This window comes from Pantoea sp. B550, assembly GCF_024158165.1.
GTDB classification, from domain to species: Bacteria; Pseudomonadota; Gammaproteobacteria; order Enterobacterales; family Enterobacteriaceae; genus Pantoea; species Pantoea alfalfae.
In genome coordinates, this window is the sequence record NZ_JAMYXI010000003.1 from 1,263,850 (window position 1) to 1,277,802 (window position 13,953).

The 13,953-nt window shown below is 54.9% G+C and carries 13 protein-coding genes; 3 read left to right on the top strand and 10 right to left on the bottom strand.

The window, feature by feature from the left end:
• Positions 1-357: 357 nt before the first annotated feature.
• Entirely contained in the window at positions 358-2,511 is a 2,154-nt protein-coding gene (locus NIM72_RS08960) for an ornithine decarboxylase (protein WP_161732667.1), read from the bottom strand.
• A 553-nt stretch (positions 2,512-3,064) separates the two neighbouring features.
• Between NIM72_RS08960 and NIM72_RS08965 the strand changes: the two genes are divergently transcribed.
• Positions 3,065-4,048, top strand: coding sequence for an MDR family oxidoreductase (locus NIM72_RS08965; protein ID WP_253420006.1), 984 nt, complete (start codon positions 3,065-3,067; stop codon positions 4,046-4,048).
• Positions 4,049-4,078: 30 nt separating this feature from the next.
• Here the strand turns inward: NIM72_RS08965 and NIM72_RS08970 are convergent, their stop codons facing one another.
• Complete coding sequence (locus tag NIM72_RS08970; protein WP_161732671.1) at positions 4,079-4,576, bottom strand: CinA family protein; 498 nt, start codon at positions 4,574-4,576, stop codon at positions 4,079-4,081.
• Between the two features lie 495 nt (positions 4,577-5,071).
• Between NIM72_RS08970 and NIM72_RS08975 the strand changes: the two genes are divergently transcribed.
• Positions 5,072-5,368 (top strand): SelT/SelW/SelH family protein, encoded by a 297-nt coding sequence (locus NIM72_RS08975; RefSeq protein WP_161732673.1) that lies wholly within the window; start codon positions 5,072-5,074, stop codon positions 5,366-5,368.
• On the opposite strand, the gene NIM72_RS08980 is transcribed toward NIM72_RS08975, so the two are convergent.
• The 8 genes from NIM72_RS08980 to NIM72_RS09015 form a co-directional block, all read right to left on the bottom strand.
• A complete protein-coding gene (locus NIM72_RS08980) occupies positions 5,369-5,908 on the bottom strand; it encodes a PadR family transcriptional regulator (protein WP_222925000.1) in 540 nt (179 codons plus the stop codon). It lies immediately after the preceding gene.
• A gap of 71 nt (positions 5,909-5,979) precedes the next feature.
• Positions 5,980-6,816, bottom strand: a complete 837-nt coding sequence (locus tag NIM72_RS08985; RefSeq protein ID WP_371876285.1) for a siderophore-interacting protein — start codon at positions 6,814-6,816, stop codon at positions 5,980-5,982.
• A 332-nt stretch (positions 6,817-7,148) separates the two neighbouring features.
• Positions 7,149-7,331, bottom strand: coding sequence for a hypothetical protein (locus tag NIM72_RS08990; RefSeq protein ID WP_223811653.1), 183 nt, complete (start codon positions 7,329-7,331; stop codon positions 7,149-7,151).
• A gap of 224 nt (positions 7,332-7,555) precedes the next feature.
• Positions 7,556-8,425, bottom strand: a complete 870-nt coding sequence (locus NIM72_RS08995; protein WP_161732679.1) for a helix-turn-helix domain-containing protein — start codon at positions 8,423-8,425, stop codon at positions 7,556-7,558.
• A 495-nt stretch (positions 8,426-8,920) separates the two neighbouring features.
• The gene (locus NIM72_RS09000; protein WP_253420012.1) at positions 8,921-9,094 is read right to left on the bottom strand and encodes a DUF2474 domain-containing protein; all 174 of its coding nucleotides are present in this window, start codon (positions 9,092-9,094) and stop codon (positions 8,921-8,923) included.
• Position 9,095: 1 nt separating this feature from the next.
• Positions 9,096-10,100 carry a cytochrome d ubiquinol oxidase subunit II gene (cydB, locus tag NIM72_RS09005; protein WP_013359001.1) on the bottom strand — a complete coding sequence of 335 codons (1,005 nt, stop codon included), beginning with the start codon at positions 10,098-10,100 and terminating at the stop codon, positions 9,096-9,098.
• Between the two features lies 1 nt (position 10,101).
• The gene (locus tag NIM72_RS09010) at positions 10,102-11,514 is read right to left on the bottom strand and encodes a cytochrome ubiquinol oxidase subunit I (RefSeq protein ID WP_253420015.1); all 1,413 of its coding nucleotides are present in this window, start codon (positions 11,512-11,514) and stop codon (positions 10,102-10,104) included.
• A gap of 778 nt (positions 11,515-12,292) precedes the next feature.
• Complete coding sequence (locus NIM72_RS09015; RefSeq protein ID WP_033784031.1) at positions 12,293-12,673, bottom strand: helix-turn-helix domain-containing protein; 381 nt, start codon at positions 12,671-12,673, stop codon at positions 12,293-12,295.
• A 98-nt stretch (positions 12,674-12,771) separates the two neighbouring features.
• On the opposite strand from NIM72_RS09015, the gene NIM72_RS09020 reads away from it, so the two are divergent.
• A complete protein-coding gene (locus NIM72_RS09020; RefSeq protein ID WP_253420018.1) occupies positions 12,772-13,629 on the top strand; it encodes an SDR family oxidoreductase in 858 nt (285 codons plus the stop codon).
• The last annotated feature ends 324 nt before the right edge of the window (positions 13,630-13,953 follow it).

Here is a 13,953-nt window from a genome sequence, read left to right on the forward strand (position 1 = left end):
ACAGGCGGGGGTTGGTGAGAGGCATCCGAAGCGCTGAGGAACAACCGGAGGCGAGGATGAGCCGACAGGACGTCGGCGAAAGGACGGTTCGCGCCAGGGATGGCGCGTCCGGACGGTCCGTCGGCCGCAGGGCGTGACGAAGGCACCCCGCAAAGCGGGGCGCGCAGGCAGCCGGACGCCGGGATTGTTAAGGGGCGGGCGTCCGCCCCTTGACGCGTCCGCCTGCACGGACAACCTGAAACTCCCGACCGCCTGGCGGGCGTAACCTTCTCAGAGCCAGCCCGCTGCAAAGCGTAACCTACTCATAGCCAGCCCGCTGCAAAGCGTGCCCCGCCGCCAGGCGAAAACGCCCTCAGATCAGCGCCCCACCATCATATTGGCCACCAGATACTTACGTCCATGCTCATCCTCTTCGGTGTAAACACCCTGCAGCTCCGGGGAGAAGCCGGGCAGCAGATTCAGCCCCTCCTCTAGCGCCAGGAAGTAACGCTGCACCGCGCCGCCCCAGACTTCTCCCGGCACGACGCACAGCACGCCCGGTGGATAAGGCAGCGCGCCTTCCGCAGCGACCCGGCCTGCGGCCTCGGCGATAGGCACCAGCTCCACTTCGCCGCGAATATAAGCCTGATGTGCATCCTGCGGATTCACGCTGACCGGCGGGAACTCCGCGGCGCGGAACATCAGGCGCTGTAGATCCTTCACGTTATGACTGACGTAAAGGTCGTGCATCTCCTGACAGAGGCGACGCAGGGTATAGCCGGCATAACGTTGCGCGTTTTTGCGGTAAATCGTCGGCAGCACTTCGGCCAGCGGCGCATCCTCTTTAACGTGCTGCTCAAACTGCGCCAGCATCGCCACCAGATTCGTCATCTTCTCCGGGCTCTCAGCCGGGGTCAGCAGGAACAGGATCGAGTTGAGATCGCACTTCTCCGGCACGATGCCGTTTTCACGCAGGTAGTTGGCCAGAATGGTGGCCGGGATCCCAAAATCACTGTATTCCCCGCTGGCCGCATCGATCCCTGCCGTGGTCAGCAGCAGCTTGCAGGGATCGACCCGATACTGATCGCGCGCGTAACCCGCAAAACCGTGCCACTTCGCCTGCGGTTCAAAGCTGAAGTAGCGCAGATCGCGGGCGATCGTTTGCGTGGGCGCATCCTGCCAGCGCTGTCCATCAACGATCTCCGGCACAAACGGCAGGATCATTTCGCAGCGTTCCAGGATCGCTTTACGCGCCTCAATACCCAGCGTGACGCACTCATCCCACATGCGACGTCCCGCTTCGCCCTGATGCATTCTGGCGTTGATATCCAGCGCGGCAAACAGCGGATAAAACGGACTGGTTGAAGCATGCAGCATAAAGGCGTTATTCAGTCGCTTATGCGGGCAGAAGCGCCGCTGTCCGCGAATGTGGTTATCTTTTTTATGAATCTGCGAGGTCTGCGAAAAACCGGCCAGCTGCTTATGTACGGACTGCGTGACAAAGATGCCAGGATCGTTTTCATTCAGCTCCAGGGTCAGCGGCGAACAGCCTTCCATCAGCGGAATGAACTGCTCATAGCCGAGCCACGCGGAATCAAACAGGATGTAATCACACAGATGACCGATGCGATCCACCACTTGGCGGGCGTTGTAGACCGTGCCATCGTAGGTGCCGAGCTGGATAATCGCCAGACGGAAAGGCCGCGCCTCTTCTGCACGCTGGGGGGCGACGACCGCGATCTGCTCGCGCAGATAAGCCTCATCAAAGCAGTGCGCGTCAATGCCGCCAATAAAGCCGAAAGGGTTACGTGCTGCTTCAAGATAAACCGGGGTCGCGCCCGCCTGAATCAGCGCGCCATGATGGTTCGACTTGTGATTGTTACGGTCAAACAGCACCAGATCACCGCGGGTCAGCAGCGCATTGGTCACTACTTTATTAGCGCTTGAGGTGCCGTTGAGCACAAAGTAGGTTTTATCGGCGTTAAACACCTTTGCCGCATACTTCTGTGCATCTTTAGCCGAACCTTCGTGGATCAGCAGGTCGCCCAGTTTGACGTCGGCGTTGCACATGTCAGAGCGGAAAACATTCTCGCCATAGAAGTCATAAAACTGTTTGCCCGCCGGATGCTTTTTAAAGAATGCCCCACCCTGATGTCCGGGGCAGGCAAAGGTGCTGTTCTGCATATCGACATAGCGGGTCAGCGTCTCGAAAAAGGGTGGCAGCAGCGCCGCTTCATACGCCTGCGCAGCGGCTTCCAGCGCAAGCCACTCCTGCGGCTCGCCATTCAGCTCACCGCTAACGCCAGGCAGGTGCATCACCTCTTCTTCAAACGCATTCGCGACAAACACCGGCAGATTAAAACCGGTGTGACGCAGCAGCGCCAGCACACCGCTGCGGGTATCCGCCAGCGAGACGACGACCGCCGCCACATCCGTAAAGTCGGTATTATCCAGCGTCACTACGTCACGCGCGGTGTTCAGGGTCAGGCTGGGTGCGACAGCAGCGCTGGCAGCAATTTTCAGTGGAGTCATAACAGGATCCCTAACGTCAGGGAGGGCGTGCCAGAAGCACAATTATGGGGACAGCGCCCCGGCGAATAATTGACCGTCAGAAGGCATAGTGCAGTGTGGCGAGCAGATCCACAGCCGCTGCCTGGCTGGCCTCACCGCATGGTGAATAACGGAGAGTGTGGAAAAGAGGAAAACCCGGTGAGCGCCGGAAAAAGCGAACGGTAATCCGGGCAAGTGCGCGGTGAACCGGACATGGCGACGTCCTCTGTGGTGAACAAGCAGGGCCAAAACGTGGCGGTCATAATGTCATCTTTTTTATGCACGAACAACCCGACCCAGGGAATTATTCAGTCATGTAATAAAAAGATAACAACATGATTTTTATAGTCTATTTATTATAAAAAATTCATAATACGACTAATTATATGAATTATATGCAGATTTATGCAAACGTCATGCTGCGCAATTTTGCGCTCCTGCAGTGGCCTTCATCCGCAGACTCGGCCATTGCCCTACCGCATTACCGCAGCCAGGCGTAAACTGATCCTCTCATTCCCACTCTGCCGGAGGCTGCATGTTCAAGGCACTGGTCATTGAAAATGACGAACAAGGTTACCGTTCCCTGCTGAAAGATCTCCCCGAATCCCAACTGCCCGACTACGATGTCACGCTCGACGTCAGCTACTCATCCCTGAACTATAAAGATGCCCTGGCTATCTGCAACAAAGGCCCGATTGTGCGCCAGTTTCCGATGGTGCCAGGTATCGATTTTGTCGGCCGCGTGACGGCCAGCCGTCATCCCGACTGGAAAGAGGATGATGTGGCGCTGCTGACGGGCTGGGGCGCAGGCGAAAAACAGTGGGGCGGCCTGGCGCAGAAAGCCAGCGTCAGCGGCGACTGGCTGGTGCGCGTGCCCGCCTCTCTTAGCCCGCTGCAGACCATGGCCATCGGCACAGCAGGGCTGACCGCTATGCTCTGCGTCATGGCGCTGGAAAAACAGGGCATCACGCCCGGACACGGACCCGTGCTGGTGACCGGTGCCAGTGGCGGCGTCGGCAGCTACAGCGTCAGCCTGCTGGCGCGTCTGGGTTATCAGGTGATCGCCTCCAGCGGGCGCGCCAGCGACCATGCGTATCTTATCGATATACTGGGCGCGGCATCGGTGATTAACCGCGAAGAGCTTTCTCATCCCGGCAAGCCGCTGACAAAAGAGCGCTGGGCCGCCGCGATAGACAGCGTCGGCAGTCACACTCTGGCGAACGTGCTGGCCGGCATTCAGCGTGACGGCGTGGTGGCTGCCTGCGGTATGGCGCAGGGACTCGACCTGCCCGCCAGCGTCGCACCTTTTATTTTGCGTGGCATCACGCTGGCGGGTGTCGACAGCGTGATGTGTCCGAAGCCGCTTCGTCAGCAGGCATGGCAGCGGCTCGGTGAGCTGCTGGATAGCGATCGGCTCCGCAAACTGAGCCGGGTGATCCCGCTGAGTGAAGCCAGAGAAGGTGCGCAGGCATTGCTGGATGGCAGCGTACAGGGTCGTCTGATTGTCGACTGTCGCTAACCCGCGTTTAAAGGCGCGTATCGCGCGCCTTTATCGACTGGTTCGCTGCAGTCGTTTGATCAACCCTTCCAGCGCGAACTGCGTGCCCTGCTCCATCACGGACTTCGGATCGCCGCTGAACTGATGGCACTCCGCATCGTCCCTGCCGTCGGGCAATACCCAGCCAAACCAGATAGTGCCTGCTGGCGTGCCATCTTCGCCACCATCGGGTCCGGCATAGCCGGTAATCGATAACCCCACCGGTTCACCAGAGCGGGCGCAGGCTCCCTGTACCATTTCACGTGCCGTCTGCTCGCTCACCGCCGTGTGCTGTTTCAGCGTATCAGGATGCACGCCCAGCAAACGGATTTTGGCATTTTCGCTGTAGGTGACGAAGCCGCTGGTATAGAAGTCGCCGCTGCTTTCCACCGCGGCCAGCGTCATGCTGATCAGCCCGGCGGTACAGGATTCGGCGGTCGTCAGATGAAGTCCGGAGGAGAGTAAAATGTTACCCAGTTGCTCAGCGGTTTGATCTAATGATTTTGCCATTATGGTCTCCTGAATCTTCTGTCCTGAACACCAGGTATAGCGCAAAACCAGTGATTAAAAACACGCAAAGCAATGTTTTTAAAGCGAAACGGCCAGAATACACAGCACAATATCGGGCGGTTTACACGTAGCCTGTTTCCCCCTCAGCAACAGAGACTGAGAGCAGTAAGTCAGCATTTTACGAATCTGTGAGTGTGCCGGGTAACGTCTGTTGAAGCTGATGCCGTTTAGTCAATCTCCTAAAACGTAGTGACACAGGAGCGAATCACCTGATTAGTTGTTAGTATTCACTCGCTTGCTCGCTGGCATCACAAAAACAGTTCTGCATAAAAGCCGTAAAAAAACAAAACAGCAGGCTGATCAAGCGAGGCTCTTATCCCATCTATTGCACTTAAGAATGGGATTCAACAGCTTTATGAATTCATCAATAACCACAGCGCACAAATTGTTAACCCGAATGCATCTGCGTTTATCAATACGTAAAGGAAGAGAGTTATGGCGCAAAAACCTGTGGTTGTTATTCACTACTGTATGCAATGCAACTGGCTGATGCGGTCAGCGTGGATGGCACAGGAACTGTTGCATACCTTCGCTGAGGATCTGGCAGAGGTCACGCTGAAACCCGGCACCGGCGGTATTTTTGAGATTACGCTGGATGGTCATCTGCTGTGGGAACGTAAGCGGGACGGTGGTTTCCCGGATGCGACTACCCTGAAACAGCGCGTGCGCGACATCTGTTTCCCGGATCGTACCCTGGGCCACATCGACAAGAATAAAGGTGAAATCAGCTGATTAACTGTGGGTGATTTTATCAGCCGCGTCGTGCAGCGCCCTAATCAGCGTCTGCAGCGCGGCTTCTGAAATATCTTCCTGCGCCAGTCGTTGATTCAGAGCCACCTTCAGCCCGTGAATTGCCTGCTCCACAGCAGGAATGCTGCGGTTATTGACCACGATTGCCAGCGTAGAGAGACGCGTAATCAGGCTGGCTACCGTTTCGCGATTATCCGCCAGCTGCGCCTCACCAGCCGCCGTCAGTCGGTAGGCTTTACGCGCTGCCTGCGCATCCACCACCTGAATCGCCTCCATCTCTTCCAGCAGCGTCAGGTTGGGATAGATGATCCCCGGACTGGGCGAATACTCTCCCTTTGACAGCTCCTCAACGGACTTGATCAGCTCATAGCCGTGCGCCGCATTCTGCGCCAGGAAATGGAGCATCAGCAGGCGTATCTCACCCGCTTCCAGCATCTTTTCACGTCGTTTACGTCGTCCGCTGCAGCCGCCTGCGCGCGAAGTCTGTTCGTCAGATGACGTGGAAGTCGGATGCTGTTTCATGGCCTGCCCTGCTGAGAAAAGTGGGATTGATGGTAGTGCGCCGCCTGGCAAAACTCAATTGCCAGCGCGGCTTACTTCTGATGCCAGTAGGCCACCGCCCGCACGAAGTCGCTGTCGAGACCACGCTGCGATGTAAAGTAGTCAGACAGCGCTTTAACAAACTCCCCCTCGCCGGTCAGCCAGATAAAGTAATCCTCCGTCGGAATAGCGATTTGATCCAGCCGGGTAATCAGCTGGCTGAGCTGCGCTTTCTGCATCTGACCGCTGCCCAGCCAGTTTGCCGTTACGCCTGTCGTATCTGTAAAATAGTCGCGACCGGTCGCTTCATCGGTAAAGGCATAGAGATGCAGCGCCTGGGCGCGGGCATCACGCTGACGGCGGGCAAAAGCGGGCAGCCCGGTTTCGTCGCAGACGTAAAGCTGAAATGCGTAATCGGTCGGCACCACCAGCGAGCCGCGTGGCCCACCAACAATCAGTTGATCGCCTACCTGCGCCTGCGCGGCCCAGTCACTGGCTACGCCCTGCTGATGAATATAGAAGTCGAGGGTCAGTGAAGACTCACCATCGAATTCCAGCGGCGTGTAATCACGCGCCTGCGGACGTAAACCTTCAGGCCAGACAATGCCTGCGTCGGTAATCTGTGGCAGAGCCAGAGTTTCGCCTTCAGCAGCAGGGAAAAACACCTTGATGTGGTCATCAAAGCCTGGCGACGTAAAGCCTGCCAGATCGCTGCCGCTGAACCGGATGCGCCAGAATTTCCCGGCAATATGCGTTTTACTCTCGACCTGGATATGGCGAAAACGCAGTTCATTGCGGACGCGCTGCGGCGTTCGCTTTTCGGCTGTTGTAGTCAAAATCTCTCTCCTGAAACAGGGTCTATGCCCGATAGTCAGGGGCATACCCGCCATGATTAAACAACAATGGAATAACAATCATTCTCATCTGAAGCCACAAGATTAGCTATGATATATCTTCGGCACAAGAACGAAAAATGCGATTCTGCGACTTAAGATATATTTTAAACAGCGTCGTAAGAGAAGTAATACGGACGGAACGTGGCATGAGTGAGAAGCATCAGAGATGCAGCATGCAGGTAAAGAGTGTTTCAGATGCAGGCGAGTGGGCCTCAGAGAGGAAGCCGCAGGTGCAGAGTGTGAGCAGGTCAATCAGGCGGAAGCTGTCCGGCTCCTGACGAGCCGGGCATCATCTCGCGCCGCCGGTTCTGGCAGCACATCAACACTTACAGCGTGTCGTTGAATCCGGAAAGGGAGGCATTACTGCTGGTGTGATCCGGCAGTTCACCATCACCCAGGATTTCATGCTGGGTGACCTGAGAGTGTGGATGCAGTCCGGCAGGCGGTGAGAAAGGCTCAGCCTGCTGCGCCATCGCCATTGCAGGCAATGCCAGGATCAGGGAAATCATTAAGCGTCGCATAGTTGTCTTCGATTGTCGTTTTGGCCAGAAAAGGCCTGAAATGCAGATGAATGTTCCAGCCCTGCCACAGAAGTACGATGATTCAGATATGGCAGGGTTTCGGGGGAGGATTTTACGCCAGAATAGCGACTTATTTTATAAAATCGTGCGGTTTGTCACGGTTTATCGCACGAAAGATGCATTGGCAGAAGCGATCGCCCCTGCCCTGCCGGCTACGCTTGCATCACCGGAATAGAAAAAACACCGCTGAGCCAGTCGGGCTTACAGTGCGCAAAATCAAGACGCAGCAGGTCTTTGCCCGGACGGCGTGACACGCCCAGCATGGGCAGATGCTGATAGTAGATATCCTCGATAAAGCGCGTCAGCTGCTCCGGCCTGCCGCTCCAGCGGATCGACGCATAAAGGCCACACACCTCGCTCCAGCTGGCGGTATTGTCACCCAGCAGCCCGGCATGTTGTGGTGCCAGCGCCTGAAACAGGCTGATATTCTGCTGGTCAGCAGAGCTATGGCCGGGACCATACTGAAAACCTAACCAGCCGTGCGTCGTATGGCTGCCCGCCAGCGCGACCAGATGCCGTGCCTGCTCTGCCACACGGTGGTCGTGGTCGGCAATATACTCACCAAACCTGCACTCCCACTCCAGTGTCTCTCCGCACAGGTGCAGTTCTTCCTCACGTTCCACCAGCGTCGCACGCTCTGCCAGCGAGCGCACCAGAATGCGCCCATGGAAGTTTTTAACCGGCAAATGAGGAATACGGCGAAACGCGCCAGGCGTCAGTGCAAAGTGGCCTTTGAACACCCTCGTGAAGTTTTGCTGATTATCAAAGCCAAAACGTACGGCGATATCGATCAGCGTCATACGCGTCAGACGCAGCGCCATGGCCGCCATCGTCAGACGCCGTTTGCGGGTATACGCCGCCAGCGTCTGTCCGGTCATCTCCTTGAACATGCGCTGCATGTGCCATTTGGAATAACCTGATTTCAGGGTGATTTGATCGATATTGAGATCGTCGGTGAGGTTGGCTTCTATCCACTCGACCAGATCGTTGATGTGCTGTTTTTTAATGGCCTGACTAAGCATGATGGCGATTTACGACGCGGGTTAGGACTGGAATTTCAGTTACAAAAGGATAACAAAAATCGCAAATCGGTGTAAGGAATGGGTAAGCATTGCGCGCCCGTTCAGGGCGTTTCCGCATTAATTGCTTAGGTTACTAACTAAAAAAGGCTGGCTTACGTCAGCCTTCTGATTATTGATAAAAACTGCGCCGGATAGCGGCAAGACGGAGCCTGCGAAGGGAACACGGTCAGATCGGAAAGTCGCAAAACCCGTCATCCCTGACACGCCTGGCCCGCGCGATTACGCACCTCATCCCTGAGGTGCGCCCGTAAACGGGCCAACGCGTTGCGTTGTACAAAAACGCCTGGCGTTTTTGTCCCTGGCGCGGGACGCTTTCCTCTTCTGCCCGTGTTACCTGCGCGTTGGGCTTAGTCGTTGCTGCCAGCATCACCCGGAATGAGCTTTGTCAGCTGCCTGAATATAGATCCGCATCAGCCTGACTCATGCCTGCGACAACTAATGACTACGCATACCCGCCGCAGTCATCATCATCCGGAACAGCGAGGCGACAACACCCAGCGCCAGCACGCTGGCGGCGTAGATAAACACCAGCCACATCACCCGCTTCCACCACGGTGCTTTCATCTCTGCGTTGTGGTTGTGGTCTTTCATGCTGCTAAGGCTTTTCATATCAATGATATCCTGCGTCTGCTTTGATTTTTCCACGGAATACGTAGTAGCTCCAGAAGGTATAGCCCAGGATCATCGGGATAATCAGCAGGCTACCCACCAGCATAAAGGCCTGACTCTGCGGAGGTGCCGCAGCGGCCCAGATGGTCACGGATGGCGGAATAATGTTTGGCCAGATACTGATGCCCAGTCCAGAGAAGCCCAGGAAGATTAGCGCCAGCGTCAGCAGGAACGGTGAATAGTGTGCCTCGCGTTTGATGGCGCGAATAATGCCCCACGAGCAGAGCAGCACCAGCACCGGAACCGGCAGGAACAGGAACAGATTTGGCGTGCTGAACCAGCGATGAGAAATGTCGGCATGCGCAAACGGCGTCCACAGGCTGACGATGCCAATAATCACTAATAGCGCAATCACCAACGGCGTCGCCAGCGCAGACATCTTACGGTGTAGTTCATTCTCGGTCTTCATGATGAGCCAGGTACAGCCCAGCAGCGCATAGGCCACTACCAGACCCACACCGCAGAACAGCGGGAACGGTGCCAGCCAGTCCATTGCGGAACCGGCAAAGCGGCGCCCCTCAACAGGAATGCCATCCAGCAATGCACCGACCGCCACACCCTGACTGAAGGTGGCGATAATCGAACCGGCAATAAACGACTTGTCCCAGAATGCACGATGGCCTTCCACCGCTTTAAAGCGGAACTCGAAGGCAACGCCGCGGAAAATCAAACCAATCAGCATGGCGGTCAGCGGAATCGACAGTGCATCGGCGATGACTGCATAGGCCAGCGGGAACGCACCGAACAGGCCTGCGCCTCCCAGCACCAGCCAGGTCTCATTACCATCCCAGACCGGCGCGACGGTATTAACCATCATGTCGCGCTCGCCAGCATCTTTATTGAACGGGAACAGCAGACCAATGCCCAGGTCGAAGCCATCCATCACGATATACATCAGGGTTGCGAAGACGATAATCACAAACCAGATAACGGAAAAATCGATCATCTTAGTGGTCTCCATCCTTAAAGGTGGCAGCGGAAAGTGGACGCGCTGGCGTTTTCTTCTGACCCGGTCCACCCTCTTCGGTGGTATGACCTTCGCCGACAACCGGTCCCTGCTTAATCAGACGCATCATGTAGTGATACCCCACGCCAAACACCGAGCTATAGACCAGAATAAAGGCCAGCAGGCTGATGCTCATGTGCATATCGCCATGTGCCGAGACCGCATCGATGGTACGCTGAACGCCATAAACCACCCACGGCTGACGACCGATTTCAGTAGTAAACCAGCCAGCCAGAATCGCAATCAGACCCGATGGTCCCATCAGCAGCGCAAACCACAGGAACGGACGCGACTCATAAAGACGCCCTTTAAAACGCAGCCACAGGCTGATCACGCCGAGCGTGATCATCAGCAGGCCCAGCGCCACCATCACGCGGAAGGACCAGAAAATCACCGTTGAATTAGGTCGATCCTCTTTCGGGAACGACTTCAGCGCCGGAACCTGCTTGTCCAGACTATGCGTCAGAATCAGACTGCCGAGATAAGGCACTTCCAGCGCATATTTGGTGCGCTCCTGCTCCATGTCGGGAATACCAAACAGAATCAGCGGTGTGGCTTCACCCGGCGGGTTTTCCCAGTGTCCTTCAATTGCCGCGATCTTGGCAGGCTGATGCTCCAGTGTGTTCAGACCGTGAGCATCACCAATCATTGCCTGAATCGGCGCGACGATCAGCGCCATCCACAACGCCATGGAGAACATCCTGCGGATGGCAGGATTATTGTTGCCCTTCAGCAGATGCCAGGCCGCCGACGACCCAACAAAGAAGGCACTCGCCAGGAACGCCGCCACCGACATATGGAACAACCGGTAAGGGAAAGAGGGGTTAAAGACGATTTTGAACCAATCCTGCGGAACCACGATGCCATTCTGAATGATGTAGCCTTGCGGCGTATGCATCCAGCTGTTAGAGGCCAGGATCCAGAAGGTCGAAATCAGTGTCCCCAGGGCGACCATGCAGGTGGCAAAGAAGTGCAGACCCGGACCTACGCGATTCCAGCCAAACAGCATCACGCCCAGGAAGCCCGCTTCCAGGAAGAACGCCGTCAGCACTTCATAGGTGAGCAGCGGGCCGGTGATACTGCCGGCAAACTCTGAGAAGCCGCTCCAGTTCGTACCGAACTGATAAGCCATTACCAGCCCTGATACCACACCCATACCGAAGTTAACGGCAAAGATTTTGGACCAGAAATGGTAGAGATCGCGATAGGTTTGATCGCGGGTTTTGAGCCACATACCTTCGAGTACAGCCAGGAAGCTGGCGAGACCGATGGTGATGGCGGGAAAGATAATATGGAAGGAAACAGTAAATGCGAACTGAATCCTGGCCAGATGAAAGGCATCTAATCCGAACATTGCTTACCTCTTTGCCACATAGAACACCATGTATTTACTTATTATTAACAACTTAAGCCTGATGCGCTGACTTCTCTGCGCTTATTGAAATTCCCGCCGCAAATTTAGAACTATCCGCGACGAGGAAACAGAAACAGTGGGGTTAATGAAAACTATAACAGTCTTTGTTGATTTTGATCATTGTTTTTAGCGGGAATTATTTATTTAAAAATAAGGATTAAAGGTTAATCAGAGCGTATTTATGTGTCGTTAATGTTACGGTATTTGTCACTTTAAAATTTCACGTCGGCAAAGCAACACCTGACTAAAAAAAGCCTTCAACCGGCTGTTTTCAGAAGCTATTTTTTTATAAATCCGGTTTTAAAAAAGGGCAAAATTGAGAGTAAATAATTTAAATAACCTTATTTCTTAAAGAGTTACATTAGTAAATAGTTATCTGAACCGCTTTGTTTAATTTTTTGCTTTACCCGGGTTAATCCAGACCTGGATCCTGGCGAAAAATAGCCAGAGCAGCGCAGTTAAGCGCCACCAGAGATGTTAATAAAATGGGTCAAAAAGCCGTTATGAATTAACAGCACGTACGAAGCAGTCAGTTATTCCAGGCCTGAGCTTGATAAAATGATTTAATAACCAGCAAAGAGGCGTAAAAACCGCTGGGGTTATTTTCGCTGCCGTTACGTTATTCCGGTTTCAGGGAGTGAAGTAAGAGAAGAGCAGATCAGAAATCTTCTGCCAGCATCCCCCACTTCACGACGAGATAGCTGACAGGCTGAGAATTTTACTCAGCTGCAGATTTTTCACGCTGTGCCAGAATCCGGCTCAGATTCAGCTCCAGCCAGTCCGCCAGCCCCACCACCTGTTCACTGACTTCGCGGCCAAGCGGGGTCAGACGATACTCTACGTGCGGCGGCACAACATCGTAAGCGATGCGCTGCACGAAGCCATCTTCCTCCAGATAGCGCAGATTCTGCGCCAGCATCCGTTCGCTGACGCCACCGACCGCACGGCGCAATGCACTGAAGCGTAGCGTCTGATCCTGCAGGGCCAGCAGGATCAGTACGCTCCAGCGGCTGGTCACCCGTTTTAGTACGTCGCGCGACGGACAGTTAACGTTAAGCAGTTCACCACGACTAAATTTTTCACTGAGTTTTTCAGACATTTAATCTGCACACCTCAAACTAACAATTCTGTAAGTACTTACTAAAAATTAGTTTATATCTTAGTCTGGATTTCACCAACAGCCACAGGAGTCATCCCATGATTGCAGTTACAGGTGCCACCGGCCAGCTGGGCCGAATCGTTATCGATGCATTACTGAAAAAAGTGCCGGCGGCAGAAATTGTTGCCGCTGTGCGTACGCCCGCCAAAGCGGCCGATCTTGCTGCGCTGGGCGTGATTGTGCGCCAGGCCGATTATGGCCAGCCAGAGACGCTGGAGGCCGCTTTTGCAGGCGTGGATAAGCTGCTGCTGATCTCGGGCAGTGAAGTGGGCCAGCGTGAGGCGCAGCATAAAGCTGTCATCGACGCTGCAAAGGCGGCAGGCGTGGGCTTTATCGCCTACACCAGTCTGCTGCATGCGGATACCTCACCGCTGGGTTTAGGTGTTGAACATCGCGCGACTGAAGCGCTGCTGAAAGCCTCGGGTATCCCGTTTGCCCTGCTTCGCAACGGCTGGTACACCGAGAACTATGCCGCCAGCATTCCTCCGGCGCTGGCGCATCATGCGTTTATCGGCGCGGCGGGTGAAGGCCGCATCGCCTCAGCTGCCCGTCAGGATTACGCTGAAGCGGCGGCTGAAGTGATGACCCGTGACGATCAGGCGGGCAAAGTCTATGAGCTGTCCGGCGACGACAGCTACACGCTGGCGCAGTTTGCTGCGGAGATTGCCGCACAGAGTGGGGAGAAGGTCGATTACGTCAACCTGTCTCAGGCTGACTTTGCCGCCGCGCTGAAAGGCGCTGGCCTGCCAGAAGGTCTGGCAGAGATGCTGGCAGATTCTGATGCTGGTGCAGAAAAAGGGGGTCTGTTTGATGATTCGCGTCAGCTGAGCAAACTGATCGGTCGCCCGACCACAAGCTGGCAGGCGGTGATCCGCGCAGCATTGGCGAACCATTAATCCAGCCTTCTCAGAGCGGGCAACCTGGCCCGCTCACTTCCCACTCCTGCCCTGATTTCCGTTGCGTATGCCATTTTCTGCACCCTTTGCAGCTGCGGTTTCTTTTACAAAATGTGAATAAACGCCAGTTTTCTTCAGGTTAAATTTTTTTATTCGGGTCGCTAAGAGATTCATCTGAAATGCGTTTTTTGTGAACACCGCTATATTTGGTTGAATTGACTGGAATTTATTAAAAAAGCTCGATTAATCGACAATTTTTATTACGTTCATAGATATTCTGCATTGTTGTTCCCTGGGATGAGAGGTCTATAATTTGTCCTTTGT